The sequence below is a fragment of the Bacillus sp. SRL337 genome, assembly GCF_984799155.1.
In genome coordinates this window covers 3,817,893-3,842,030 of the sequence record NZ_OZ481793.1, presented here as the reverse complement: position 1 = coordinate 3,842,030, position 24,138 = coordinate 3,817,893, and the positions used below count along the sequence as shown (strand labels likewise).

Genomic DNA, 24,138 nt, shown 5'->3' with positions numbered 1-24,138 from the left:
ATTGCAGAAGGACAGCAGCTGATAACCGCCGTACAGAGAGGGATTGGACGGCTCTATTCCTTGTACATGACCAGTCTTTAACAGAGCTAAAGGACTGATTGATACAGGCGAAAGCGGTTGTACTTGGGGAAAATATTTTCCGTAAAATTCTGAAGAGAACTGCAGGATTTTAGAGGATACTGTCGAAATTAGTTATTGGTGGCAGTGGATGGCTTTTTGGAAGGGTGGTGAAGACATGACAATCCAATTTTATTCATATCCAAAATGTGGAACGTGCCGAAAAGCGAAAAAGTGGCTTGAGGAAAACGGCAAAGACTTTAACGAAATACATATTGTTGAAAATCCTCCAACAAAAGAGGAACTGAAGGCTCTTTATGAAAAGAGCGGACTGCCGCTGAAAAAGTTTTTCAACACAAGCGGGAAGAAGTACCGTGAACTTGGATTGAAAGACAAGGTCAACAATTCTTCCGATGAGGAGTTACTCGAAATCCTGGAAAGTGATGGCATGCTGATCAAACGTCCATTGACTGCTGAAGGAACAATTGTAACAGTAGGGTTCAAGGAAGAAACATTCGAGAACACGTGGAAATGATTTTTTGGCAAGGTTTTCTTGCTTTTAGAGTAGTAATTATGTCAATATTGATGTGAATATAGCAATGGAGGGATAGGAATGAGCACACCAAAAGAACTTCGTTATTCTGAAGAACATGAGTGGGTAAAGGTTGAAGGGGAAAAAGTACGTATCGGTATTACTGACTTTGCCCAATCAGAACTAGGGGATATTGTTTTCGTGGAACTTCCTGAAGAAGGGGATGACATTACTGTTGGCGAGCCATTCGGAAGCGTTGAATCTGTAAAGACCGTTTCTGAATTGTATGCCCCGGTCAGCGGAAAAGTGGTTGAGGTCAATACAGACCTTGATGACAGCCCTGAATTCGTTAACGAATCACCATATGAAAAAGCATGGATGGTGACGGTTGAGCTTTCAGATTCTTCAGAAGTGGACAAGCTGATGACTTCTGAGAAATATGATGAAATGATTAAACAAGACTAATACTATTTACAAAACCCTCCAGTGCCATTGGAGGGTTTTGTTTTATTTTTTGGGCACGATAGTAATACATACTTGCATAAGGGGGATTTCAAATGTTAAAGCCCAAAAAACTGGATGTCACACAGCGTGTAACAGGGAAGTTGGTTGAAGGACAGCTTCATTTATTCCTTGATGAACAGCTGGTAGGAAAAATGGATATTTCCGATAATGCTGAAAGGCTGCAGTTGGAACCGAATTTTGAAGCATCCGGTAACCAAATTATTCAAAACTATATGACACCTGATGAGACTGAACCTCGTTACACAGATTGCGACGAAGGCGGCTGGTGCTGAAGAAGGGTAGATGATTCTACTCTTTTTCTGTATTTAAAAAAGGCTCTTTTCGTTGCTATTTATGAGTATTCTTAAAAAGTAAGGAAGAAAAGGGCGGCTATACTCCCATTCCGATAGCAAAGCAAACCCTCGTATCGAAGAGAAGGCCGGTCTGTTTTTTAAAAAAAGCAGGACCCCATGCGAACACTGCCTGAACAAAGCATTTTTCTTTGCAATTGCATGTGAAAAACGAGAGAATGAATATAATGAATAACTCTTTATGAAGAAGGCTGAATCGAAATACCCTAGTCACGAAAAGAGATGATTCTATGGAGACGTTTGAAGACAAAGTCATTATCGTTGAGGGGACAACGGACAAGAGAAAAGTTAAAGAGGTTGTGAAGGAACCTGTTGATATCATTTGCACCAATGGCACGATCAGCATTACAAGATTGGATGAAATGGTGGATGAATTGTTTAACAGGGAAGTCTTTATTCTTGTAGATGCAGACGAGAGCGGGGAGAAGCTGCGAAAGCTGTTCAAAAGGGAGTTTCCTGAAGCGGAACACCTGTATATTGACCGAATGTACAAAGAGGTGGCAGCTGCTCCGGAATATCATCTTGCATCTATTTTAATTGCAGCCAACATTGATGTGCACACAGAATTTCTTGAAAAAAGGACGTAATCTGATCTAATGAAGAATCATTTATCTCTAGAGCAAATCCAGAACGAAATCCACGGGCAGAAATATACTGCGTTGTATCTTTATACACCAATGTGCGGGACCTGCATGGTTGCCGGCAGGATGGTGGATGTAACGGAAAAATTGTTTCCCGCAATCCATTTTACTAAGTATGATTTAAATTATATTCCTTCAATTGCTGATCAATATTCCATTGAAAGTGTACCGTGTCTGCTTCTTTTCAATGAAGGTCTACTGATAAAGAAAATATATGCTTTTCATTCTGTTCCGTATTTACATGAACAAATGAGCGATTTGATTAGTGCCGATTCAGTCTGATGAATCGGCACTTTTTATACCGTTCTTTTACATATTTCTCGGGAAATTTTCAACTTTCATTCAAATCGACACGATCAATCATTCCCATTTCAGAAGTTGTCGAGGAGTTTCAAAAGGATTTCTATCCAGAAGGTGGAACTAATATACAAGAGACTTGAATAAGGGGATGAGCGATTGGAAAAAGAGATCTTAAGAATGATGGAAGAAGTCAATTTGAGATATCATTTGAAAGCAATAATGCCGGAGACACCTTTTGTGGTCGCTTTTAATAATGGGGTTGAGGTGAGGATGGTTTCCTTTGGAAAGAACATTGAACTCGCTGTGGGAAAAGGAGAGAATTACGAATCAGATTTTATAGTAGAAGGAAGCCCTGAACAAATTAGTGTGCTGCTTGACGGAAGGGAAAAGCTCACGGTCCTTTCGGGAAGGCAGGAAATATCTGTGATCGGTACGTACAGGGGATTATTATTTGTAGAATCCATCTTAACATTATGCAGAATTCATGATGCAGAGCCGGTAGTCATTTAGGAAGAACTTTTTAATGAAAATTGTTGACAGCAACAAAAAACCAATGTAAAATCACATTCAGAAGTAAAGATTACTTTTATCCATTAAAGGATTAATTGAATAAAGCGAATTACTTGCTCTTATCGAGAGAGGTGGAGGGATGTGCCCTGCGAAGCCCGGCAACCGTCAACTATGTTGAAATGGTGCCAATTCACACAAAGCTGTAGTGCTTTGGAAGATGAGAGAAAGGTGAATGATAAATTATCATGCCTTTCTGCTCATTGCAGGAAGGCATTTTTTATTTGAGGTTCATTCCTATCAGAAAAATGTTTAGGAATGTGTTGAACGCAAATAATAATACAGCAATGTTTACACAACGGCACTAAAGCCTACTAGTCTTATAGGTTTAGTGGAGAGAGGTGAGGTAAAATGATTAGTATTTCTAATGTGAGCAAGATTTTTAACAGTAAAAAGGGTGCCATATCTGCGGTGGATGATGTGAACCTAACTATAGATGACGGAGAAATCTTCGGGGTGATCGGTTACAGCGGTGCCGGAAAAAGTACACTGATCCGTATGTTGAACGGACTTGAAATCCCAAGTGAAGGGACAATCGATGTCAACGGCCATATTGTTTCACAGGTAAAGGGTCAGAAACTGAGAAACGCACGCCACGAAATCTCTATGATCTTTCAACATTTCAATCTCCTTTGGTCGAGGTCTGTCAGGGATAATATTGCATTTCCTCTGGAAATTACTAAGGTTGCCAAGGAAGAACGAAATAGGAGAGTCGATGAGCTGATTGAACTGGTTGGTTTGAAAGGGCGGGAGGATGCTTATCCTTCACAATTGAGCGGCGGCCAAAAGCAGCGTGTTGGAATTGCCCGGGCTCTTGCCAATAATCCAAAGGTCTTGCTATGTGATGAAGCGACTTCAGCACTTGACCCGGAAACAACTGATTCCATCCTTGATCTTCTGGTAGATATCAATAAACGACTGGGATTGACGATTGTCCTGATTACCCATGAAATGAAAGTGATTCAAAAGATCTGTCACCGGGTGGCTGTCATGGAAAACGGGAAGGTAGTCGAATCGGGGAATGTACTGGACGTTTTCAGGAACCCGCAGCAGAAGATCACTCAGCGTTTTGTAGGGGAAGTGTCCGAAACTGGAAACACGAAGGATGCCATTGAAAATCTCATTTCGCACTATCCAGAAGGAAAAATTGTCAAACTCACATTTGTTGGGGAACAGACCGAGCAGCCGCTCATTACGAGCTTGATCAGGAACTTTGATATCAACGCCAATATCATCCAGGGAAGCATTTCCCAGACACAGGACGGATCATACGGCACGTTGTTTATTCACTTAGCTGGTGCCGATGAAGAAGCAGCAGTTGAGTACCTGAAGAAACAAACAGTTGGGATTGAGGTGATTAATCATGATTGAAACTCTCTTTCCAAACGTTGATGGAGAAAAAATGTGGGAAGCGACCCTTGAAACCCTGTACATGACAGGAATGTCTGTAGCTATAACACTAGTGCTTGGAATTATTCTTGGTCTTTTATTATTTTTAACCTCCCCTAATAACATTTGGGCAAACAAGGCAGTTTATGCCGTAACGAGTGCAGTAGTAAATGTCTTCCGTTCAATCCCGTTTATTATTTTGATTGTGCTGTTGATTCCGTTTACGAAGTTCCTTCTAGGGACGATCCGCGGAGCCAACGCAGCGCTTCCTGCCCTCATCATTGGGGCTGCACCCTTCTACGCCAGAATGGTGGAAATAGCCCTTAGGGAAGTGAATAAGGGCGTCATCGAGGCTGCGAAATCAATGGGAGCCAAAACCTCAACAATCATATGGAAAGTGCTGCTTCCTGAATCAATGCCGGCATTGATATCCGGAATCACTGTAACAGCCATAGCCCTTGTCGGTTTTACAGCCATGGCAGGTGTCATTGGAGCAGGCGGCCTGGGAAACCTCGCCTATCTGGATGGGTTCCAGCGCAGCAGGGATGACGTCACTCTTGCTGCAACGATCATCATTCTGATCATCGTCTTTATCATTCAAATAATTGGCGACATTTTGACGAAAGTAACTGATAAAAGATAAATACATTAAAGAAAGAAGGAAAAGAGACATGAAAAAATTAATCGCAGGTTTGTTTACAGCAGCAAGCATCTTTACATTGGGAGCATGTGGAACATCAGACGAAGGCGGCCAGGCTGACGGTGGAGAAACAAAAGAAATTACGGTGGGGGCTTCTAACATTCCCCATGCTGAAATCCTGGAAAAAGCCCAGCCTCTTCTTGAAGAGAAAGGTTTTGAGTTGAATATCGAGACATATCAAGATTATGTCCTGCCCAACAAAGATTTGGAAAGCGGCGAAATTGATGCAAACTACTTCCAGCACATTCCGTATCTTGAATCACAAATTGCTGAACAGGGATATGACTTTAAAAATGCAGGCGGAATTCACATCGAGCCAATCGGTGTTTACTCTAAGAAATATGATTCCCTTGAAGAACTGCCTGAAGGGGCAACGATTCTTATGAGTAACTCAGTGGCTGACCATGGCCGTATCCTTACTTTACTGGAAGCCAAAGGCCTGATCACTCTTAAAGAAGGTGTTGAAAAGACGGCTGCAACACTCGAAGATATTGCTGAAAACCCGAAAAATCTTCAATTTGACTATGAATATGAAGCAGCTCTTCTTCCTCAATTGTATGAAAGCGAAGAAGGCGATGCAGTACTGATTAACTCCAACTATGCTATTGATTCAGGATTGAACCCTCTTGAAGATTCAATTGCCATTGAAGATAAGGATTCTCCATATGTGAACGTAATTGCTGTAAACAGCGGTGACGAAGACAATGAAGCAATCAAAGCCCTTGTAGAGGTTCTTCATTCAGAAGAAATCCAAGACTTCATCTTGGAAGAATGGGGCGGAGCAGTCGTTCCAGTTAAAGAGTAGCAGATGCAAAAACAGCTCGTTCCTTAATGGAGGGGCTGTTTTTTTATAGAATGCAGTTTGATGGCTGTGAAAAAAGCATCTTCGATTTATCATAAACTCCTTTCATTTTGCTCATACTAGTTTTGAATTGGACATTAACAGGAATGGAGCTGGAGCAAATGGAAATGGATTTCAGAAATTCAACTGAAGCTGCTCTGCATCACTATAAGCAGGGGTTAGGTGAATTCACTAAAAAAATGCCTGAACTGGCACAACATTATAATGCATTCACGGAACAGTGCTTTAAAGAAGGAGTTCTTTCTCAAAAAGAAAAACAGTTGATTGCGCTTGGAATCAGCTTATACTCCCAGGATGAATATTGCATTATTTATCATACCAAAGGGTGTGTGGACCAAGGGTGCTCAGAAGAGGAAATCCTCGAAGCTGTAGGAGTAACCGCTGCATTCGGAGGCGGAGCTGCAATGAGCCAGGCAGTAACACTTGTCCAGGAATCGTTCCAGGAACTAAATCAACTTAAGCAATAACTCTTAAAGCTGACAGCCTTGATTTGTCAGCTTTTTTTATATGATATATGAACTTTACCGCTTTAACGCATCCGGGGACTGTCCCCGGATGCGTTAAAGCGGTAAAGCGGGATGGCTCAGCATTGAGTGGTTTCAAATCGGCAGTATATCGCGGGAATACTGTGAAAATATAAGGGTGAGGGGTTCGGGGTATATAAAAACAGCTGTAACCCCCGTTAAAAACTGGAAATCCTTTAATATGAGTTTTGTCTTTAAAAGCAGAGGGTAGTATCATTATGAACGTAGTTAAAAACCTGAAAGGAATGATTCATTATCAACGACTCTTTAAATATGGAGTATACGAATGAAATGGAAAAGGCGATGCATGGGGCTCACGGAGTTGGCTATGAAACGTACAAAAGGAAACATGCAGTTCGTATGCAAGTGGAAAAGAGAAGAGAGAATGAATACATCGAAAGCAGAAGAATGATTGCCGATTTGGATCGTAAAGTACACGCTAATATATAATAGGAAGAAACCGGGAGAAAAACCAGTGTTTATGACACTGGTTTTTCTTTGTGTTAAGGTCCACGACTGTGCTGCTATAACATGAGTTGAAAAACACTTCCCGTACTATCTGGGATAGCAAGAAGAAAAGAGCAGTTCCCCCTATTCAGAGAAGAAACACAAGTATTCAAGGGGAAATCAGTGCTTGAGATTTTCCGAAAACAACAATCTGTACAGCCTGTATTTACTGATTCGGAATAGTTTGTTACTCTTATTCAAGGAGAGCAAATAAGTACACAAGTACCGTTTTCAGAAGTATATCCTTACATGTTTGGCATTGCTGGAGTAAACAATAGTAATGGGCATAAATATGGCTTATTCCGTTGGTTTCAGCTCGGCTCTAACAGTTGCTTATAACTTTTATTTGTTATAAGATTGTAATGAGAATAAATTGAGAATGGTTAAAAATAAACTTTCTTATAAAGTCACGGAGGTATAATAATGGCAGGTTCAACTCTAACAATTAAAGATCTTCATGTTGAGATTGAGGGTAAAGAAATTTTAAAAGGTGTAAACCTTGAAATCAAAGGTGGAGAAATCCATGCGGTAATGGGTCCAAACGGAACTGGTAAATCCACTTTATCTTCAGCGATCATGGGACATCCTAAATATGAAGTAACAAAAGGCAGCATCACTTTCGACGGCGAAGATGTTCTGGAAATGGAAGTAGATGAGCGTGCAAGAGTGGGGCTATTCCTTGCTATGCAATATCCAAGTGAAATCAGCGGTGTGACTAATGCCGACTTCTTGCGTTCAGCGATCAACAGCCGCCGTGAAGAAGGACAGGAAATTTCTCTAATGAAATTCATCCGCACAATGGATGCAAACATGGAAGAACTTGAAATGGATCCGGATATGGCACAGCGTTATCTGAACGAAGGATTCTCCGGTGGTGAGAAGAAGCGTAACGAAATTCTTCAATTAATGATGATTCAGCCTAAGATTGCGATCCTTGATGAAATTGACTCTGGTCTGGATATCGATGCGTTGAAAATTGTATCGAAAGGGATCAACAAGATGCGAGGAGAAGAGTTCGGATGCTTAATCATTACCCACTACCAGCGTCTGCTTAACTACATCACTCCAGACAAAGTACATGTTATGATGCAAGGTCGAGTTGTGAAATCAGGCGGACCGGAGCTTGCGAAGCGCCTTGAGTCTGAAGGATATGACTGGATTAAAGAAGAACTGGGTATCAAAGACGAAACTGTCGGCCAAGAAGCGTAAGTGTTAGGGGGATTAATATGACTGTAGAAACGAAACTACCAGTAGAAAAGGAATATTTGGACTCCTTTTCGAAAGGTCTTGGAGAGCCGGAATGGTTTTCTGACCTTCGTACCCAGGCTTTGGCAAAAGCGGGGGAATTGGAGCTTCCTAAACCTGATAAAACAAAAATCACTAAGTGGAACTTCACTGAGTTCAAGCAGCATACAGTAGAAAGCCGACCTTATGAAAATTTGAGCGAGCTTCCTGACGCTGCAAAAGCTTTGATTGATACAGATAATGAAAACAACAACCTTTATATCCAGCGGAACAACACTCCTGCATATCTGACTCTATCTCAAGAGTTAAAAGATAAAGGGGTTATCTTCACAGATATTCTGACTGCCATCAGGGAACATGGTGACGTGCTTCAGAAATATTTCATGAAGGAAGGCGTCAAAGTGGACGAACACAAGTTGACTGCCCTTCATGCCGCGCTTCTTAACGGAGGTGCATTCCTATATGTACCTAAGGAAGTAGAGGTGGAGCAGCCAATCCAGGCTGTTTATATCCAAGACGATGCGGACACAACGCTTTTCAACCATGTATTGGTTGTAGCTGATGACAACAGTTCAGTAACATATGTAGAAAACTATATTTCTGTAGCAGATGTAGAAGAAGGCATCTACAACATTGTGACTGAAGTATTTGCCAACAACAATGCGAAGGTGACATATGGAGCTGTGGATAACCTTGCAAGTGGCATTACAACATATGTGAACCGCAGGGGAACAGCTGCCAGAGATGCCCGTATCGACTGGGCACTCGGCTTGATGAACGACGGAAACACGATCTCTGAGAATGTAACCAACCTTGTAGGCGATGGTTCGTATGCAGATACCAAAACAGTTGTAGTCGGCCGCGGGAAACAGAAACAAAACTTCACTACAAAAGTAGTTCACTTTGGTAAAAATTCTGAAGGATATATCCTTAAGCATGGTGTCATGAAGGATGAAGCTTCTTCTATCTTCAATGGCATCGGGAAAATCGAACACGGTGCATCCAAATCAAATGCAGAGCAGGAATCCCGCGTTCTTATGCTAAGCGAAAAAGCGCGTGGAGACGCAAACCCAATCCTGTTGATCGATGAAGATGATGTAACAGCAGGACATGCTGCGTCAGTCGGGCGTGTAGATCCATTACAGCTTTACTACTTGATGAGCCGGGGGATTTCGCGTCATGAAGCGGAGCGTCTGGTTATCCACGGGTTCCTGGCGCCGGTTGTCAACCAGCTTCCGATTGAAGGAGTTAAAAAGCAGCTGACAGAGGTAATCGAAAGGAAAGTAAATTAATGAATGCCAAAGAGATTCGTAAATATTTTCCGATTCTCGACCAGGAAGTCAATGGACATCCATTAGTTTATCTTGACAGTGCTGCAACGTCACAAAAGCCCGTACAAGTAATAGAAGCATTGGATAAGTATTACCGTGAATATAATTCTAATGTCCACCGCGGTGTCCATACACTTGGCACCCGGGCGACGGATGGCTATGAAGGTGCCCGCGAAAAAATCCGTAAATTCATCAACGCGGCTTCAACTGAGGAAGTTATCTTCACACGCGGTACCACAACGTCAATCAATACAGTGGCTGCCAGCTACGGCAGGGCGAATGTCAGTGAGGGGGATGAAATTGTGATCTCCCACATGGAGCATCACAGTAACATCATCCCATGGCAGCAGCTCGCTAAAGAAACAGGCGCGACATTGAAATATGTCCCTCTTCAAGAAGATGGAACAATCTCCGTTGAGGATATTAAAGAGACTGTTACATCGAATACAAAAATTGTTTCCATCATGAAGGTTTCCAATGTTCTGGGAACGATGAACCCGATCAAAGAGATAGCCAAGGTGGCTCACGCCCATGGCGCGGTCATGATGGTTGACGGTGCTCAGGCAGCGCCGCACATGAAAGTCGATGTTCAGGATCTTGATTGTGACTTCTTTGCATTCTCCGGCCACAAGATGGCAGGACCTACAGGGATCGGCGTCCTGTATGGGAAAAAACATCTTCTTGAAAACATGGAACCTGTTGAATTCGGCGGCGAGATGATCGATTTTGTCGGTATGTATGAATCGACATGGAAAGAGCTTCCATGGAAGTTCGAAGGCGGTACACCAATCATTGCCGGGGCCATTGGCCTTGGAGCAGCCATTGATTTCTTAGAGGAAATCGGTATGGATCATATTGAAAAACATGAACATCATCTGGCTGCTTATGCAATGGAAAAAATGTCCCAAGTTGAAGGCATGTCCATTTATGGCACGAAGGATCCTGCAAAGCGCGCAGGTCTGGTTACGTTCAATATCGACGATGTCCATCCCCATGATGTGGCAACCGTATTGGATGCTGAAGGGATTGCTGTACGTGCAGGCCACCATTGCGCCCAGCCGCTCATGAAGTGGCTGAAGGTTTCTGCAACTGCACGGGCAAGTTTTTACATCTACAACACTGAAGAAGATATTGACAAGCTTGTTTCAGGACTAGTGAAAACAAAGGAGTATTTCAGCGATGTCTTTTAACAATTTAGATCAATTGTACAGACAGGTCATTATGGATCATTACAAGAACCCGCGCAACAAAGGCTCTCTTGAAGATGGCAGCCTTACGGTGGATATGAATAACCCTACCTGCGGCGATCGCATCCATCTCAACATGAAAGTGGAAGATGGAAAGGTGACAGATGCCAAATTCGACGGGGAAGGCTGCTCGATCTCAATGGCTTCTGCCTCGATGATGACTCAAATCATCAAAGGCAAAGACGTTGATACCGCTATGAAGCTTTCTGAGGTATTTTCGAATATGATGCAAGGGAAAGAATATGATGAAGATATCGACCTTGGTGATATAGAGGCTTTGCAGGGAGTGGCGAAATTCCCGGCACGGATCAAATGTGCCACACTTGCTTGGAAGGCGATGGAAAAAGGAGTCAAGGAAGGGCAGTGACCCTGAAAGATCCACATTTAGAATGGAGGAATCAACATGGCGAAAAAAATGCCTGAGATCGGAGATTATAAATACGGTTTCTCTGATAAAGACGTATCAATTTTCCGTTCAAAACGCGGCCTGACCCGTGAAATCGTTGAAGAGATTTCGCGTATGAAGAATGAGCCGCAATGGATGCTTGATTTTCGTTTGAAATCATTGGAACATTTCTATAACATGCCAATGCCGCAATGGGGCGGAGATTTGAACGGCTTAAATTTTGACGAAATTACTTACTATGTGAAGCCTTCTGAAAAATCAGAGCGTTCTTGGGATGAGGTCCCTGAAGAAATCAAACAAACATTTGATAAGCTGGGTATTCCTGAAGCAGAACAAAAATACCTAGCCGGTGTATCTGCTCAATATGAATCCGAGGTTGTTTACCACAACATGCAGGAAGACCTTGAAGCACAAGGCATCGTGTTTAAGGATACAGATTCTGCTCTAAGAGAAAACGAAGATATCTTCCGCGAGCACTGGGCGAAAGTGATTCCTGCTACAGATAACAAGTTCGCTGCGTTAAACTCAGCAGTTTGGTCTGGCGGATCCTTCATCTACGTTCCAAAGGGAATCAAAGTGGAAACACCGCTTCAAGCCTATTTCCGCATCAACTCTGAAAACATGGGTCAATTTGAGCGTACGTTGATCATTGTTGATGAAGGCGCAAGCGTACACTATGTTGAAGGTTGTACAGCACCTGTCTATACGACAAACTCCCTTCACTCAGCGGTTGTTGAAATCATCATCAAAAAAGATGCCTACTGCCGTTATACTACGATCCAGAACTGGGCGAATAATGTATACAACCTTGTTACCAAGCGTGCCGTTTGTGAAGCGAATGCGACAATGGAATGGGTTGATGGAAACATCGGAAGTAAGCTTACAATGAAATACCCTGCAGTCATCCTTAAAGGGGAAGGCGCAAGAGGTATGACATTATCCATTGCCTTGGCAGGTAAAGGCCAGCATCAGGATGCAGGTGCGAAAATGACTCACCTTGCACCAAACACTTCATCCACAATCGTGTCCAAATCGATTTCCAAACAAGGCGGTAAAGTGACTTATCGCGGTATCGTTCATTTTGGGCGTAAAGCAGAAGGAGCACGCTCTAATATTGAGTGTGATACGCTGATCATGGATAACAAGTCAACTTCTGATACAATCCCTTACAATGAAATCCTGAATGACAACATTTCATTGGAGCATGAAGCAAAAGTTTCTAAAGTATCTGAAGAGCAATTATTCTACTTGATGAGCCGCGGTATTTCTGAAGAAGAAGCGACAGAAATGATCGTAATGGGCTTCATTGAGCCATTTACAAAAGAACTTCCAATGGAATATGCGGTCGAAATGAACCGTCTGATCAAGTTCGAAATGGAAGGTTCCATCGGTTAAATAGACAAGAATCCCGTATGCGCTCAGCGTGCGGGATTTCTTTATGTGGGATTTGCTTCGTGGCGCGCAGTGTATTAACCCGGATTTTGACGAATCGTCGATAAATGAGTAAAATCGCCGATAAGCTGCTTCGAATCGCCGATACCCCCTGGCATATACAAGGCCACCGGGGCATCCTAAACCAACTGGTTGCCCGCCCAGCAGTATCAATGATATGTTTAGTATGATTGAGCCAGCATTAATTTGCTGTTCTGAGGGTAAACAAGGACTACATAAACCGACAACAAAAAAGCAGAAATATAACCACAACAATGGAAAGACTCAAAAGTACTTACGAAATGGGGTGCTGTTTTGATATATATCGGATTAACCGGATGGGGAGACCACGATTCGCTGTATAACAATACATCTCAAAGGGACAAGCTGAAGGAGTATTCGGCCCATTTTCCGATAGTAGAAGTGGATTCCACTTTTTACGCTGTTCAGCCAATAAGAAATGCAGAGAAGTGGGTAAAGGAGACACCTGCTTCATTTCGGTTCATTGTAAAGGCTTATCAGGGAATGACCGGCCATAATCGCGGTGAAATCCCCTTCAACAGTAAAGAGGAGATGTTTGAAGCCTTTAAAAACTCACTGCAGCCTTATATTGATGCGAATAAATTGGCTATGGTACTGCTTCAGTTCCCGCCATGGTTTGACTGCAAAAAAGAGAATGTCGACTATCTGCGTTACTGTAAGAATCTGCTTTCAGGTCTTCCTCTTGCATTGGAGTTCAGGCATCAGTCCTGGTTTTTTCCTAAGTACCAAGAAGGAACACTTTCCTTTATGAAAGAAGAAGGATGGATTCACAGCATATGTGACGAACCGCAATCAGGCGCCGGCTCGGTTCCGACGGTCCTTGAGGCAACAAGGGACGATTTGACACTGGTTCGATTTCATGGCAGGAATGTCCATGGGTGGCAGAAGCCGACCGGTGATAACTGGCGGGAAGTTCGCTACCTTTATCGGTACAATGAACAAGAACTGGCGGAGTGGAAAGAGAAACTTCAAATATTAACACAACAAACAAAAGATAGTTATATTGTATTTAACAATAATTCAGGCGGAGATGCTGCAGACAATGCGAAACAATTTCTCGAAATGCTGGATATTCAGTATACAGACCTTGCACCGAGACAGCTTGATTTATTTTGACGGTTCGGACTTTGGTTATGGACAAGTAACAGCAGTAATTTGATTTGGAGATGACAGCATGGAATGGATCATTTTAATACTGATTGGCCTGTTTGCCGGGTCACTTGGCTCACTGGTCGGTTTGGGCGGAGGAGTCATTATTGTTCCTGCGCTTGTTTATTTTGGAGGCTATACAGCCTTGCTGGAGGATCTTGGTCCTCAGATGGCGGTCGGAACATCCTTGGTAATCATGATATTTACCGGCCTTTCGTCAACACTGTCTTATATGAAGCATAAGACGGTTGATTATAAGAGCGGACTCCTGTTTTTCCTTGGAGCAGGTCCAGGGTCAATCATAGGGGCGCTCGTCAATAAATCATTCAATATGGAATCATTCAATTTATATTTTGGTTTCTTTATGATCCTGATGTCGTTCATTTTGATGATCAGGAATAAGATCAAGCCGATTGAAGTTTTTAAAAAGAGCAGTTACCAACAGAGCTTTTCAGATGCGGAAGGCAGAGAGTATACATACGGATTCCCGCCGGTTTTGGGAGTTGCCATAGCTTTTGTGGTCGGCTTTACGTCGGGTCTTTTTGGCATCGGCGGGGGTTCACTGATGGTGCCGGCGATGATCCTGATTTTCCTGTTCCCTCCTCATGTAGCGGTGGCAACCTCGATGTTTATGGTGTTCTTATCAGCAATGGTCAGTTCAGCTACACATATATATTTAGGGAATGTTAACTGGCTTTATGCATTGGCAGTTATACCCGGCGCATGGTTTGGCGCAAAGGGAGGGGCTTACTTGAATTCAAAGCTGCAATCAGCGGTGCTGGTCCATATCCTCCGCATTATTTTGGTGTTAATTGGGATAAGACTAGTCTATCAAGGCTTTACTGGGTGATTATGTGCAGGGAAGAAGGGTGAAGATTGAGAGAAAGGATACATATCTATCATACGAACGACTTACACAGTCATTTTGAAAATTGGCCGCGTATCCGTGATTTCCTTAAAAGGAGGAAGCAATGGCATGAGGAGGAACTGGATGAGGTGTACCTGTTTGATATAGGTGACCATGTAGACCGCTGGCATCCTTTTTCTGAGGGAACCCTTGGGAAAGGCAATGTGGAAATGCTGAACGATGCCGGATATGATGCGGTCACAATTGGAAATAATGAAGGAATCACGTTTTCATATGAAGAACTGAATGAACTATATAGGAAGGCAGAGTTTGATGTAGTAGTAGCGAATCTCTACACGAAAGATGATAAGCTTCCAACTTGGGCGAAGCCTTATCATCTTTATAAGACCAGGTCCGGAATGAAGATAGGTGTTTTAGGTTTGACTGCCCATTTTGCCCCTTTTTATAAACCTTTGGGATGGAACATCTATTCTCCGCTTGACCAACTGAGTTTCTGGCTGAAAGAGCTGGCCCCTCAGTCTGATATGATTGTGCTCCTTTCCCATCTGGGGATAAGGGACGATGAATGGATTGCAGAGAAGTTTGATGATGTAGATATTATTCTAGGGGCTCATACTCATCATATTTTTCATGAAGGAAAAGAAGTGAATGGAACACTTCTTGGTGCCGGGGGAAAACACGGAAACTACGTTGGCCATATCATGCTTGAGGTCGATACTGAATCAAGGAAGATTGTTTCCCTAAAAGCGCAGCTTTATGAACAGGATCATCTTCCGGCTTCTGAAGGTGAAGATTCACAGATCAAAGAGTGGCTCGATAAAGGCCGGGAACAACTGGGCGATCGGGTAGTATTCCTCGAAAATGACCTTGAAGCGGACTGGTTCAATCCTTCCGAGCTGCCTCAATTACTGTCTGATGGGCTGCTGGAGTGGTGTGACGCAGATTGTGCTTTCCTTAATAATGGACTGTTATTAGAAGGGCTGAAGAAAGGGGAAGTGACCAGATTTGATATTCACAGGATTCTTCCCCACCCGATCAATCCTTGTGTCATTACTCTCACAGGGGCAGAAATGAAGGAAGTATTAAAAGCAACAAGAGACCATGACCTTCATCACTTTCAAGTAAAAGGGCTGGGATTCCGCGGTAAGATAATGGGTGAGTTCTCCTATAGCGAAGTTTCATTCGGAAAAGAAATGCAGCATATTTATATCAGTGGAGAGATGATTGATCCTCATAAGAGCTATAAACTGGCAACTTCCGATATGTTTACATTCGGCCATTTCTTTCCTGAACTTCAAAGGGCGGAAAAACACTATTTCATGCCGGAGTTTTTAAGGGATGTCCTTACCCGGAAGTTAAACACAGCAGCAAATACTCCCTGATCTTTCACCTCTCATTCTCTTCTCTCATAACATAATAGGTGAAAGGAGAGGATGACATTGATGAATCTTTCCCCAATTGAAATAGAAGGTCACACTTTTCTTGCGGTATCAGTAGAGCTTCCAAAGACCAACCTGCTTGTCGTTACAAATGATAATGGATATATCATGTGCGGTGCCCTGGATGTTGGTTTGCTTAATGAGAAGCTTAAGGACAGAAAAATCATCGCTGGCAGAGCAGTGGGTGTCAAAACCATCCAGCAGTTGATTGAGGCCCCTTTGGAATCTGTAACGCATGAAGCAGAACAAATGGGCATTACAGCTGGTATGATCGGCAGGGATGCTTTGCTGAAAATGATATAAGTCAAAGCCTGGGCCAAGTAGGGTTCAGGCTTTTTTATGGGAAGAAATAAAGGTTTAGCCAGTGGATGATTAGGGTAAAGGCCACAAGGGTTTTTAACAAAGGCTGTTTTCGCCTATATTGTTGCTTCCGGAAAAATCCCAAAAGCCGGATTTTCCCCCTGCATACTACGTTTTTCGCTCTGAACGAAGAGAGAAGCTCTTTTCTCTCTTGCTAACCAGGGTTTTTTCCGGTTCATTGCTCCACTATCTTTCGGAAGTATTATCAACTAGCAACAACGTTTACGAAAAAGAGCGATTACCAAAACATAACCGTGTATTCCCGCTAGTCATAAAGAACGAATTTCTTTTGCAGGCATTAAAATCAGTTAATTTTGAAAATCGTTTGGTTGAAAATGCCTTTAAATGCATTATAATGAAGATATTAGTAAATCATGTCGAAAAATGATGGATAACACATAGGAGAATTCTATGAGATTTTTATCAACGAAAACGTTAAAATCTGGAATGGTCATGGCCACAACTGTTTACAATGGACAGGGGAAGGCTCTTATTAAGTCTGGCGTATCCGTGACGGAGCGGATGATCCATAGATTAATCGAAATGAATATCCAGTATGTGTACATAGAAGATGGATTATCTGTGGGCATCGAAGCTTCCGATTCAATCCCTGTTAAGGTAAGGCAGGAGGCCATCAATAAAATTGATTCGACCTTTACTCATTTGGAAAACAACTCAGTGTCGAGCAATCTGGTTGCATTGGAACAGAGTGCTTCCGGTTTCAAGGAAGTCATTGATACGATTCTCAATGAAATAAAAGGGAGCAAGGATCTGCTGACGCTGCTGACCGATGTTTTCGCATACGATTCGTATGTTTTCCATCATTCCTTCAATGTCACGCTCTATACACTGGCAATCGGGATTGAATTGGGTATGCCTCCAAAACAGCTTGATATGCTAGGACTTGGAGCGATCATGCATGATATCGGAAAGATGATGGTTCCGGAAGAAATCTTGATGAAACCTGGCAAACTGACATACGAAGAGTTCAAAGAAGTGGAAAAACATTCAGAGTACGGTTTTGATATTCTGAGGAAATTACATAATGTATCGCTGCTCGTGGCACATTGCGCTTTTCAGCATCATGAACGTCTGGATGGGTCGGGCTATCCGCGAGGCCTGAAAGGAGATGAAATCCATCCTTTTGCAAAAATCATTGCTGTTGCAGATGTCTTCGATGCATTGACATCCAATCGGGTCTATCGTAATGCAATGCTGCCCCATGAAGCTCTGGAAATTTTGTATGCAGGATCAGGGACTTTGTTTGATTCCAATGTCATCCAGGCATTCAAGAAATCCGTTGCCATTTATCCGAACGGGATGGTGGTTATCCTCAATGATGGACGAAGAGGTATTGTTGAAAGCCAGAATAAGGACCTTACCGACCGTCCCGTTCTGCGCATCATTGCGGAAGGCGGAGATCAGTTGACAGCCCCGTATACCTTGGATCTCAGTGTGAGCCTGGATGTGACCATCACTGGTTTCGATCCTGAGTTTGAGAGCAGATTGATGGAAGTCAATTAAATTAAGTTGCGCTAATCCTCTGCTTACAGGCATACATATAGCTTGTAAGGGGGGATTTTTTGGATTAGCCGTTTGCTAATCGCCTTATCACAAGCCGCTATAATAATGTAAAGCACGGGTTTAAGTGGATACCTCTTTGTCTTTTATAGATATAAACAATGTTCCTGCGGCATATGTTTGGTAATGAGAGAGGTGTTTAAATTGTTTAATAAAAGAAAACGAAAAGGTGCAACACCGCTGCCTCCAAGATATATATTCCTCATTTCGTTTGTTATTTTCATTTTGTTAACATCTCAAAGTTTATATATTATCAATAGAGGCATAGAACCGGCACTAATAGAAATTGCAGAAACAAGAACCCGGCAGATAGCGGCTCAAGCAATTAATGATGCGATTTCAAAGAAGATTTCTGAAGGAATTGATATTAATAAACTAATTGTAAAACATGAAACAAATGATGGTACTGCATATAGTTTTGACCCAGCTATCTATAATAGAGTGATTGCTGAATCAACGGAGAGAGTTCAACAATATTTAGATTATGTAGAGAGTGGGGAATTTGAAAAACTCCAATCATTTAAAGCTGGAGTTGATTTTGATTATGAAGAAAGCAAGGAAAAAAAGGGGATCGTTTATTATGTCCCTTTAGGTTTAGCAACCAAAAATACATTACTTTCAAATTTGGGGCCGCAAGTACCGGTTCAATTTGAAATCATTGGGGATGTTCAATCCAACGTAGAAACAGCTGCAAAGGAGTTAGGAATTAATAATACTTATATGGAAGTATATATTAATATTTCAGTTGAAATGAATGTGATCATACCCAGGCGTACAGAAACAATAGTGATTAAAAACAAGATTAAAGTCGGCGATTTATTTATCCCGGGGAAAGTTCCGGAATTTTATAATGGATCAGGCGGCAGTGTTTCACCCTCTTTAGAACTTCAACCTTGATGAGAAGATTTTGTTTTTTAATGGTAGGATGAAGCCATAGATCAATTTTTTCTTGTCAGCAACACAGTTACCTGTTATAGTAAGTGAGTGAATTTAATATTTACTACAATCATCTAATCCGATGGGGTAGAGGCTGCACATATTCATCAGTAAACCGAGTAAGGATGACACCTGTGATCTTGAGTTGAAAGGGGATATGTGCCGAAGCAGGACGCGATTGGTCAGAATCTTTTCTGCTGGGGTTACCTTGAATAAGGGTAACACTGTCATTATACGTCTTAATACAGATTATAATGGGGAGCTACAGATCGAGATGGAGAAATGACTATATTACGAAAGGTAATAATAGGATTCTCTATTATTACCTTTTTTTATTTTCTTCTATCATTCTGCAATTGTTCCCTCCCTATCACTATAGGAGGAGAAAAATGGAAAACACAATCTTTTCTTTATTACCACCCCTTTTAGCTATTTTAATGGTCATCCTTACTAGACGAGTGCTATTGTCCCTCGGGGTCGGAATCATCTCGGCAGCATTGCTTCTTGCCGAATTCTCTATTACTGAAACACTCACAATCATCTGGGATTCTTTTAAAGGGATCTTTGTGGATGGCGGCGAATTGAACACCTGGAATGTCTATATCATCCTGTTCTTGCTGATCCTGGGTGTCATTACAGCTTTTGTCAACATATCAGGAGGAAGCAGGGCTTTTGGTGAATGGGCACTGAAACGTGTGAAAACAAGAGCCGGCGCTCAACTATTGACTGCTGTTTTAGGCATCATCATTTTCATTGATGATTATTTCAACGCATTGGCAGTCGGACAGGTCTCAAGGCCGATTACGGACCGCCATAAGATTTCGAGAGCTAAATTAGCTTATCTTATTGATTCTACATCTGCTCCAATCTGCGTCATTTCGCCAATTTCAAGCTGGGGAGCATTTATCATCGCTCTTATCGGAGGGATTTTAGCCGACCATGCCATAACCGGATATACCGCATTCTCAGCATTCATTCAAATCATTCCGATGAACCTTTATGTTCTGGCAGCGATTGGACTTGTATTCATCACTTCATATAGAGGTATCGACTTTGGGAAAATGCGTGAACATGAGCTTCGCGCCATCAATACAGGAGAGGTTTATGATCCTGAAAAAGATATTCCAGGTGAATTGAAAAATGACCTCCCTGTAAGTGAAAAAGGAACAGTCGGTGACTTAATCTGGCCGATCATCGCCTTGATCATCGGAACTGTCAGCGCCATGATCTGGACAGGATATAAGGCCGTTGAAGGAGAGGCATCCCTTCTGGCGATCTTTGAAAACACCGATGTCTCCACTTCCTTGGTGTATGGCGGATTGTTCGGGCTTGTCATCTCACTGATCTTCTTCTTCAGACAAATGTCCAAATCTGCAGCACTGGATGGAAAAGCCTTGGGGCTCGGCTTTATCGAAGGCATCAAATCCATGCTTCCAGCTGTATACATCCTCATTTTTGCCTGGTCGATCGTAACGTTGATCGGATCACTGCAAACAGGAGAATACCTTGCTGGCCTTGTAGAGCAATCCAATCTGAATATCGGTCTGCTTCCAGTTCTGATGTTCATCGTGGCCGGGCTTATGGCCTTTGCGACGGGTACGTCTTGGGGCTCATTCGGAATCCTGCTCCCGATTGCCGGTGAAATCGCAGCTGCAACCGACGTGAGCATCTTGTTGCCTGCCATGGCGGCTGTACTTGCCGGTTCCGTCTTCGGGGATCACTGTTCTCCGATTTCAGACACATCCATTCTGTCTTCTACTGGTGCGGGAAGCAATCATATTGACCATGTCATTACGCAGCTTCCTTATGCATTAACAGGTGCTGCCATTGCAGCAGTCGGCTTCCTTGCCCTCGGATTGACAGGCAGCACCCTCATCGGCCTTGCCGTCACAATCATCCTGCTTGTGCTGTTCGCTGTCTTTGGTAAAAGGACAGAAACCACAGTTCAGAATAATTAAATGAATTCCAAAAGAGAGGTAACTTTGACAGCGAAGTTGCCTCTTTTTTTATTTGCCGTTTTATGTTGGAAGCCGCTGTATACCAAAAATGGTTCAACATATTCCTCGAACATTATAGTGATATACTTTTTGAGTTTTCACATTGGCTTTATCCAACTGCTTAAGGAAAATAAAAATGAAAAGGTAAATAATACTTTGACATTCGCCCTGATACTAGCTATACTGTTTTTAGATTATCCAAATAATCTGAAAATACTAAAGATTAAAAACGTATTCGGGGGGAGTTATTATGGAAAATCGTGCACAATGGGGTACGAGGGCCGGATTTATTCTGGCAGCGGTCGGTTCAGCAATCGGCTTAGGAAACATTTGGCGTTTCCCTGCAGTAGCTTATGAGAACGGCGGAGGGGCATTTTTCATTCCTTATTTATTTGCTTTGCTTACTGCGGGTATTCCACTGTTGGTCCTTGAATTCACTCTTGGGCATAAGTACAGGGGATCTGCTCCATTGTCCTTTTTCCGGATGAGCCGGAAATCCGAATGGGTCGGCTGGTGGGCGGTATTTGTTGCATTTGTCATTTCCACCTACTATGCGGTCATCATCGCTTGGGCAATGTCCTACAGTGTGTTCGCGTTTAACCTCAGCTGGGGAGATGATACAGCAAACTTCCTCATTGGTGATTACTTACAGAGAACTGTAGATCCAGGCCAGACAGGAAGCCTTGTAACTGGCGTATTCGTTCCATTGATCCTTGTCTGGGTCATTACGCTTGGTGTCCTGTTCAAAGGTGTTAAAAAAGGAATCGAGGTAGCCAACAAGATTTTTATTCCGGCACTTGTTATCCTTTTCTTGATTATCGTTGTTCGTGCTGTAACTTTGCCAGGAGCACTGGACGGATTGGAAGCATTCTTCAAACCAAACTTTGACATGATTCTGGAGCCGAGTGTATGGATGGCAGCTTATGGTCAAATCTTCTTTAGTTTATCCATTGCATTCGCTATCATGATAACGTATTCGAGTTATCTTCCTAAAAAATCTGATATCACCAATAATGCATTCATCACTGGCTTCAGTAACTCCGGTTTTGAATTGCTTGCCGGTATTGGTGTATTCGCAGCACTTGGTTTTATGGCCAATGCTCAAGGGGTATCGGTGCAGGAAGTTGTGGAGGGCGGGGTCGGCCTTGCCTTTATCGTTTTCCCGCAGATCATTAATGAATTCCCGGCTCTAAATGGATTGTTTGGATTCTTATTCTTCGCTTCACTGGTATTGGCTGGTTTGTCATCCTTGATTTCCATCACGGAAACTTATGTCGCCGGTTTCTCTGAAAAATTTGGGATTTCCCGTAACAAAGCCATTGCTTTCGGTGGAGGAGCTTCAGCTCTTATCTCGATCCTGTTTGCTACACAAGGTGGATTGTTCTTCCTTGATGCGGCAGATTACTTCATCAACCAGTTTGGTGTAGCCTTCGTCGGACTTGTCGAAGTTCTTACGATTGCATGGTTCCTGCGCAAGCTTAACAGCTTCCAAGAACATGCCAATCTTGCATCGGATATCCGCCTTGGCGGCTGGTGGAAAGTGTGTCTTGGGGTCATCACGCCGATCGTTCTTGGTTACATGATGTTTGGTCTTTTCAAGCAAAATCTTCTTAAAGAATTTGACACGGAAACAGGTAACTATGAAGGGTATTCAGATGCCTTCATCTTATACGGAGGCTGGTTTGTCGCCGCTTTTGCAATTCTTGCTGGTGTTGCATTTACATTTAAAGGCTGGCATGCCAAAACAGAGGCTGAGAGCTATAAGGAGGTAAGCTAATATGACAGGCAGTGCTATTTTCATGATGATTGTCGGTATGGTGATCATTTGGGGCGGCTTGGCGGGCAGCATCCTTAATGCAGTGAAGAAATCTAAATAAGCAAGGAGAGCTTCGGATTGAATCCGGAGCTCTTTTATTATTAGTGTGCGTGTTCAATTAATAAGTGGATTTAGTAACAGCCCAATCAAAGGCACTGATAGAGATGAACCATTACCTCTTTTGCTGATGTGCCTGTCTTTCCCATACTTTCAAATATGGATATGGATCAAAGGACCATTCGGTGTATCCATTGTCTTTATACATTCCATAATGGAGGTGCGGCGGGAATTTTCCGGAGGTGCCGGGTGGTCCATATCCTGAGCTTCCTACACCGCCGATCAGCATTCCTGGCTCAACTGTCTGGCCGACTTTAAGGTCTTTGGCAAATCCACTCAGATGAGCGAAATAATGATAAGTGTTATTGATATCGCGAATACCGATACGCCAGCCCCCAAAGCGGTTCCACCCTTTCATTTCGATGATGCCGTAACATGTGGACCTCACTGGTACTCCATAATCAGCGAAAATATCCGTTCCTTCATGAATTCTTCTTCCGCCCCATCCGCGCGCATCACCCCAGGTGTTTTTATAGCTGTAATTGAATCTTAACGGAAGTGGAAATGATTTACCCCCAAGGTCCAAATGTCCATATGTTTTATAAAGTTTGGCTTTTCCCATGATCATGCTTACAGATTTATCGCGTTGATAATAATTCCATAATGCGATTTTAAAGTTATCTTCATCAATCCCGTAATGGAGGATATAGTGGGCGAAAGCAGCCAATACATCTTCGTCGTTATTGCGATCTGCAGCACCGTCGCTATTCCCGTCGACACCGATCCCTTCGAATAGTGTGATGGTCTTTGGATTCATATCGCCGGCATTAGGATTCAGCGGACCTGCCCATTCTGAATCAGGGAAGTAAATGGAAATAGGGTTCTCCGGTTTAGGCAAATCATTCCTTGAGAAACGGAGACTGCGTTCGTATTGATCCACTGCAGCTAGATAGTACCATGGAATCTGGGTTGCTGCTTCCATCTTTTTAAACAATTCCATCCTCTCCTGCAGGTGTTCTTCTTCTCCGGCTGCCTGAACATCTATGTTAAAGGAGGCTATGAAAAAACTGCATATAATCAGGGAGATTATTGTTTTCAACAAAGTGCTTTCCACCTTTCCTTCCAGCTCAGTTTGATTCATGTCATTTCCGTAACGGCTTTCAATGAAAATATAAAGAGCCTTCCTTATAGTCCTACCTTTAGTGTGTTACAGTCCATCGTTTTCATAAATATCAATAATTGGAAACAGATGAATTGAATGCTTGTTTTCGTATTTTTA

At 42.7% G+C, this 24,138-nt stretch carries 26 protein-coding genes and 2 riboswitches; of the genes, 25 read left to right on the top strand and 1 reads right to left on the bottom strand.

Annotation, left to right across the window (positions count from 1 at the left end):
- Positions 1-235 precede the first annotated feature (235 nt).
- From AC4E8A_RS19440 to AC4E8A_RS19320, 25 genes are all read left to right on the top strand, one after another.
- Positions 236-592: an arsenate reductase family protein gene (locus AC4E8A_RS19440; RefSeq protein ID WP_490198942.1), complete on the top strand. Its 357-nt coding sequence runs from the start codon at positions 236-238 to the stop codon at positions 590-592.
- Positions 593-670: 78 nt separating this feature from the next.
- Positions 671-1,054 carry a glycine cleavage system protein GcvH gene (gcvH, locus tag AC4E8A_RS19435; protein WP_490195445.1) on the top strand — a complete coding sequence of 128 codons (384 nt, stop codon included), beginning with the start codon at positions 671-673 and terminating at the stop codon, positions 1,052-1,054.
- 92 nt (positions 1,055-1,146) lie between these two features.
- Positions 1,147-1,386, top strand: a complete 240-nt coding sequence (locus AC4E8A_RS19430; protein ID WP_490195444.1) for a DUF2553 family protein — start codon at positions 1,147-1,149, stop codon at positions 1,384-1,386.
- A gap of 308 nt (positions 1,387-1,694) precedes the next feature.
- On the top strand, positions 1,695-2,051 hold the full coding sequence (locus tag AC4E8A_RS19425) for a toprim domain-containing protein (RefSeq protein ID WP_490195443.1): 357 nt from the start codon (positions 1,695-1,697) through the stop codon (positions 2,049-2,051).
- A 9-nt stretch (positions 2,052-2,060) separates the two neighbouring features.
- A complete protein-coding gene (locus AC4E8A_RS19420; RefSeq protein WP_490195442.1) occupies positions 2,061-2,387 on the top strand; it encodes a thioredoxin family protein in 327 nt (108 codons plus the stop codon).
- A 174-nt stretch (positions 2,388-2,561) separates the two neighbouring features.
- A complete protein-coding gene (locus AC4E8A_RS19415; protein WP_490195441.1) occupies positions 2,562-2,915 on the top strand; it encodes a hypothetical protein in 354 nt (117 codons plus the stop codon).
- Positions 2,916-3,031: 116 nt separating this feature from the next.
- Positions 3,032-3,139: riboswitch (SAM riboswitch) on the top strand.
- A 184-nt stretch (positions 3,140-3,323) separates the two neighbouring features.
- Complete coding sequence (locus AC4E8A_RS19410; RefSeq protein WP_490195440.1) at positions 3,324-4,343, top strand: methionine ABC transporter ATP-binding protein; 1,020 nt, start codon at positions 3,324-3,326, stop codon at positions 4,341-4,343.
- Positions 4,336-5,004 carry a methionine ABC transporter permease gene (locus AC4E8A_RS19405; protein WP_490195439.1) on the top strand — a complete coding sequence of 223 codons (669 nt, stop codon included), beginning with the start codon at positions 4,336-4,338 and terminating at the stop codon, positions 5,002-5,004. Before AC4E8A_RS19410 ends, AC4E8A_RS19405 begins: the two co-directional genes overlap by 8 nt.
- Before the next feature lie 28 nt (positions 5,005-5,032).
- Entirely contained in the window at positions 5,033-5,866 is an 834-nt protein-coding gene (locus AC4E8A_RS19400) for a MetQ/NlpA family ABC transporter substrate-binding protein (RefSeq protein ID WP_490195438.1), read from the top strand.
- A 158-nt stretch (positions 5,867-6,024) separates the two neighbouring features.
- The gene (locus AC4E8A_RS19395; protein ID WP_119544866.1) at positions 6,025-6,390 is read left to right on the top strand and encodes a carboxymuconolactone decarboxylase family protein; all 366 of its coding nucleotides are present in this window, start codon (positions 6,025-6,027) and stop codon (positions 6,388-6,390) included.
- A gap of 348 nt (positions 6,391-6,738) precedes the next feature.
- A complete protein-coding gene (locus AC4E8A_RS19390; RefSeq protein WP_490195437.1) occupies positions 6,739-6,897 on the top strand; it encodes a YuzK family famiily protein in 159 nt (52 codons plus the stop codon).
- A gap of 480 nt (positions 6,898-7,377) precedes the next feature.
- Positions 7,378-8,163 carry a Fe-S cluster assembly ATPase SufC gene (gene sufC / locus AC4E8A_RS19385; RefSeq protein WP_490195436.1) on the top strand — a complete coding sequence of 262 codons (786 nt, stop codon included), beginning with the start codon at positions 7,378-7,380 and terminating at the stop codon, positions 8,161-8,163.
- Between the two features lie 17 nt (positions 8,164-8,180).
- A complete protein-coding gene (gene sufD, locus AC4E8A_RS19380) occupies positions 8,181-9,491 on the top strand; it encodes a Fe-S cluster assembly protein SufD (RefSeq protein WP_490195435.1) in 1,311 nt (436 codons plus the stop codon).
- Positions 9,491-10,720, top strand: coding sequence for a cysteine desulfurase (locus AC4E8A_RS19375; RefSeq protein ID WP_490195434.1), 1,230 nt, complete (start codon positions 9,491-9,493; stop codon positions 10,718-10,720). Before sufD ends, AC4E8A_RS19375 begins: the two co-directional genes overlap by 1 nt.
- A complete protein-coding gene (sufU, locus tag AC4E8A_RS19370; protein WP_490195433.1) occupies positions 10,710-11,144 on the top strand; it encodes a Fe-S cluster assembly sulfur transfer protein SufU in 435 nt (144 codons plus the stop codon). Before AC4E8A_RS19375 ends, sufU begins: the two co-directional genes overlap by 11 nt.
- A gap of 36 nt (positions 11,145-11,180) precedes the next feature.
- Positions 11,181-12,578 carry a Fe-S cluster assembly protein SufB gene (gene sufB / locus AC4E8A_RS19365; protein ID WP_490195432.1) on the top strand — a complete coding sequence of 466 codons (1,398 nt, stop codon included), beginning with the start codon at positions 11,181-11,183 and terminating at the stop codon, positions 12,576-12,578.
- 351 nt (positions 12,579-12,929) lie between these two features.
- Positions 12,930-13,772 carry a DUF72 domain-containing protein gene (locus AC4E8A_RS19360; protein WP_490195431.1) on the top strand — a complete coding sequence of 281 codons (843 nt, stop codon included), beginning with the start codon at positions 12,930-12,932 and terminating at the stop codon, positions 13,770-13,772.
- A gap of 58 nt (positions 13,773-13,830) precedes the next feature.
- The gene (locus AC4E8A_RS19355) at positions 13,831-14,655 is read left to right on the top strand and encodes a sulfite exporter TauE/SafE family protein (RefSeq protein ID WP_490195430.1); all 825 of its coding nucleotides are present in this window, start codon (positions 13,831-13,833) and stop codon (positions 14,653-14,655) included.
- Positions 14,656-14,681: 26 nt separating this feature from the next.
- Positions 14,682-16,055: a bifunctional metallophosphatase/5'-nucleotidase gene (locus tag AC4E8A_RS19350; protein WP_490195429.1), complete on the top strand. Its 1,374-nt coding sequence runs from the start codon at positions 14,682-14,684 to the stop codon at positions 16,053-16,055.
- 57 nt (positions 16,056-16,112) lie between these two features.
- Positions 16,113-16,415, top strand: a complete 303-nt coding sequence (locus AC4E8A_RS19345; protein ID WP_490198941.1) for a YunC family protein — start codon at positions 16,113-16,115, stop codon at positions 16,413-16,415.
- Between the two features lie 468 nt (positions 16,416-16,883).
- Positions 16,884-17,996: an HD-GYP domain-containing protein gene (locus tag AC4E8A_RS19340; protein WP_490195428.1), complete on the top strand. Its 1,113-nt coding sequence runs from the start codon at positions 16,884-16,886 to the stop codon at positions 17,994-17,996.
- 201 nt (positions 17,997-18,197) lie between these two features.
- The gene (gene yunB, locus AC4E8A_RS19335) at positions 18,198-18,950 is read left to right on the top strand and encodes a sporulation protein YunB (RefSeq protein ID WP_490195427.1); all 753 of its coding nucleotides are present in this window, start codon (positions 18,198-18,200) and stop codon (positions 18,948-18,950) included.
- A gap of 119 nt (positions 18,951-19,069) precedes the next feature.
- Positions 19,070-19,262, top strand: a riboswitch (Lysine riboswitch).
- A 116-nt stretch (positions 19,263-19,378) separates the two neighbouring features.
- Positions 19,379-20,947 (top strand): Na+/H+ antiporter NhaC family protein, encoded by a 1,569-nt coding sequence (locus AC4E8A_RS19330; RefSeq protein WP_490195425.1) that lies wholly within the window; start codon positions 19,379-19,381, stop codon positions 20,945-20,947.
- Between the two features lie 289 nt (positions 20,948-21,236).
- The gene (locus tag AC4E8A_RS19325; RefSeq protein ID WP_490195423.1) at positions 21,237-22,763 is read left to right on the top strand and encodes a sodium-dependent transporter; all 1,527 of its coding nucleotides are present in this window, start codon (positions 21,237-21,239) and stop codon (positions 22,761-22,763) included.
- Between the two features lies 1 nt (position 22,764).
- The gene (locus tag AC4E8A_RS19320; protein ID WP_421381145.1) at positions 22,765-22,863 is read left to right on the top strand and encodes a methionine/alanine import family NSS transporter small subunit; all 99 of its coding nucleotides are present in this window, start codon (positions 22,765-22,767) and stop codon (positions 22,861-22,863) included.
- A gap of 111 nt (positions 22,864-22,974) precedes the next feature.
- Here AC4E8A_RS19320 and AC4E8A_RS19315 read toward each other — a convergent pair whose 3' ends face one another.
- The gene (locus tag AC4E8A_RS19315) at positions 22,975-23,919 is read right to left on the bottom strand and encodes a M23 family metallopeptidase (RefSeq protein WP_490198940.1); all 945 of its coding nucleotides are present in this window, start codon (positions 23,917-23,919) and stop codon (positions 22,975-22,977) included.
- Between the last annotated feature and the right edge of the window lie 219 nt (positions 23,920-24,138).

Bases quoted from the DNA above. Each gene is read 5' to 3' on its own strand.
- AC4E8A_RS19440 (WP_490198942.1), top strand. From the start codon at position 236: ATGACAATCCAATTTTATTCATATCCAAAATGTGGAACGTGCCGAAAA.
- gcvH (WP_490195445.1), top strand. From the start codon at position 671: ATGAGCACACCAAAAGAACTTCGTTATTCTGAAGAACATGAGTGGGTA.
- AC4E8A_RS19430 (WP_490195444.1), top strand. From the start codon at position 1,147: ATGTTAAAGCCCAAAAAACTGGATGTCACACAGCGTGTAACAGGGAAG.
- AC4E8A_RS19425 (WP_490195443.1), top strand. From the start codon at position 1,695: ATGGAGACGTTTGAAGACAAAGTCATTATCGTTGAGGGGACAACGGAC.
- AC4E8A_RS19420 (WP_490195442.1), top strand. From the start codon at position 2,061: ATGAAGAATCATTTATCTCTAGAGCAAATCCAGAACGAAATCCACGGG.
- AC4E8A_RS19410 (WP_490195440.1), top strand. From the start codon at position 3,324: ATGATTAGTATTTCTAATGTGAGCAAGATTTTTAACAGTAAAAAGGGT.
- AC4E8A_RS19405 (WP_490195439.1), top strand. From the start codon at position 4,336: ATGATTGAAACTCTCTTTCCAAACGTTGATGGAGAAAAAATGTGGGAA.
- AC4E8A_RS19400 (WP_490195438.1), top strand. From the start codon at position 5,033: ATGAAAAAATTAATCGCAGGTTTGTTTACAGCAGCAAGCATCTTTACA.
- AC4E8A_RS19395 (WP_119544866.1), top strand. From the start codon at position 6,025: ATGGAAATGGATTTCAGAAATTCAACTGAAGCTGCTCTGCATCACTAT.
- AC4E8A_RS19390 (WP_490195437.1), top strand. From the start codon at position 6,739: ATGGAAAAGGCGATGCATGGGGCTCACGGAGTTGGCTATGAAACGTAC.
- sufC (WP_490195436.1), top strand. From the start codon at position 7,378: ATGGCAGGTTCAACTCTAACAATTAAAGATCTTCATGTTGAGATTGAG.
- sufD (WP_490195435.1), top strand. From the start codon at position 8,181: ATGACTGTAGAAACGAAACTACCAGTAGAAAAGGAATATTTGGACTCC.
- AC4E8A_RS19375 (WP_490195434.1), top strand. From the start codon at position 9,491: ATGAATGCCAAAGAGATTCGTAAATATTTTCCGATTCTCGACCAGGAA.
- sufU (WP_490195433.1), top strand. From the start codon at position 10,710: ATGTCTTTTAACAATTTAGATCAATTGTACAGACAGGTCATTATGGAT.
- sufB (WP_490195432.1), top strand. From the start codon at position 11,181: ATGGCGAAAAAAATGCCTGAGATCGGAGATTATAAATACGGTTTCTCT.
- AC4E8A_RS19355 (WP_490195430.1), top strand. From the start codon at position 13,831: ATGGAATGGATCATTTTAATACTGATTGGCCTGTTTGCCGGGTCACTT.
- AC4E8A_RS19340 (WP_490195428.1), top strand. From the start codon at position 16,884: ATGAGATTTTTATCAACGAAAACGTTAAAATCTGGAATGGTCATGGCC.
- AC4E8A_RS19330 (WP_490195425.1), top strand. From the start codon at position 19,379: ATGGAAAACACAATCTTTTCTTTATTACCACCCCTTTTAGCTATTTTA.
- AC4E8A_RS19325 (WP_490195423.1), top strand. From the start codon at position 21,237: ATGGAAAATCGTGCACAATGGGGTACGAGGGCCGGATTTATTCTGGCA.
- AC4E8A_RS19320 (WP_421381145.1), top strand. From the start codon at position 22,765: ATGACAGGCAGTGCTATTTTCATGATGATTGTCGGTATGGTGATCATT.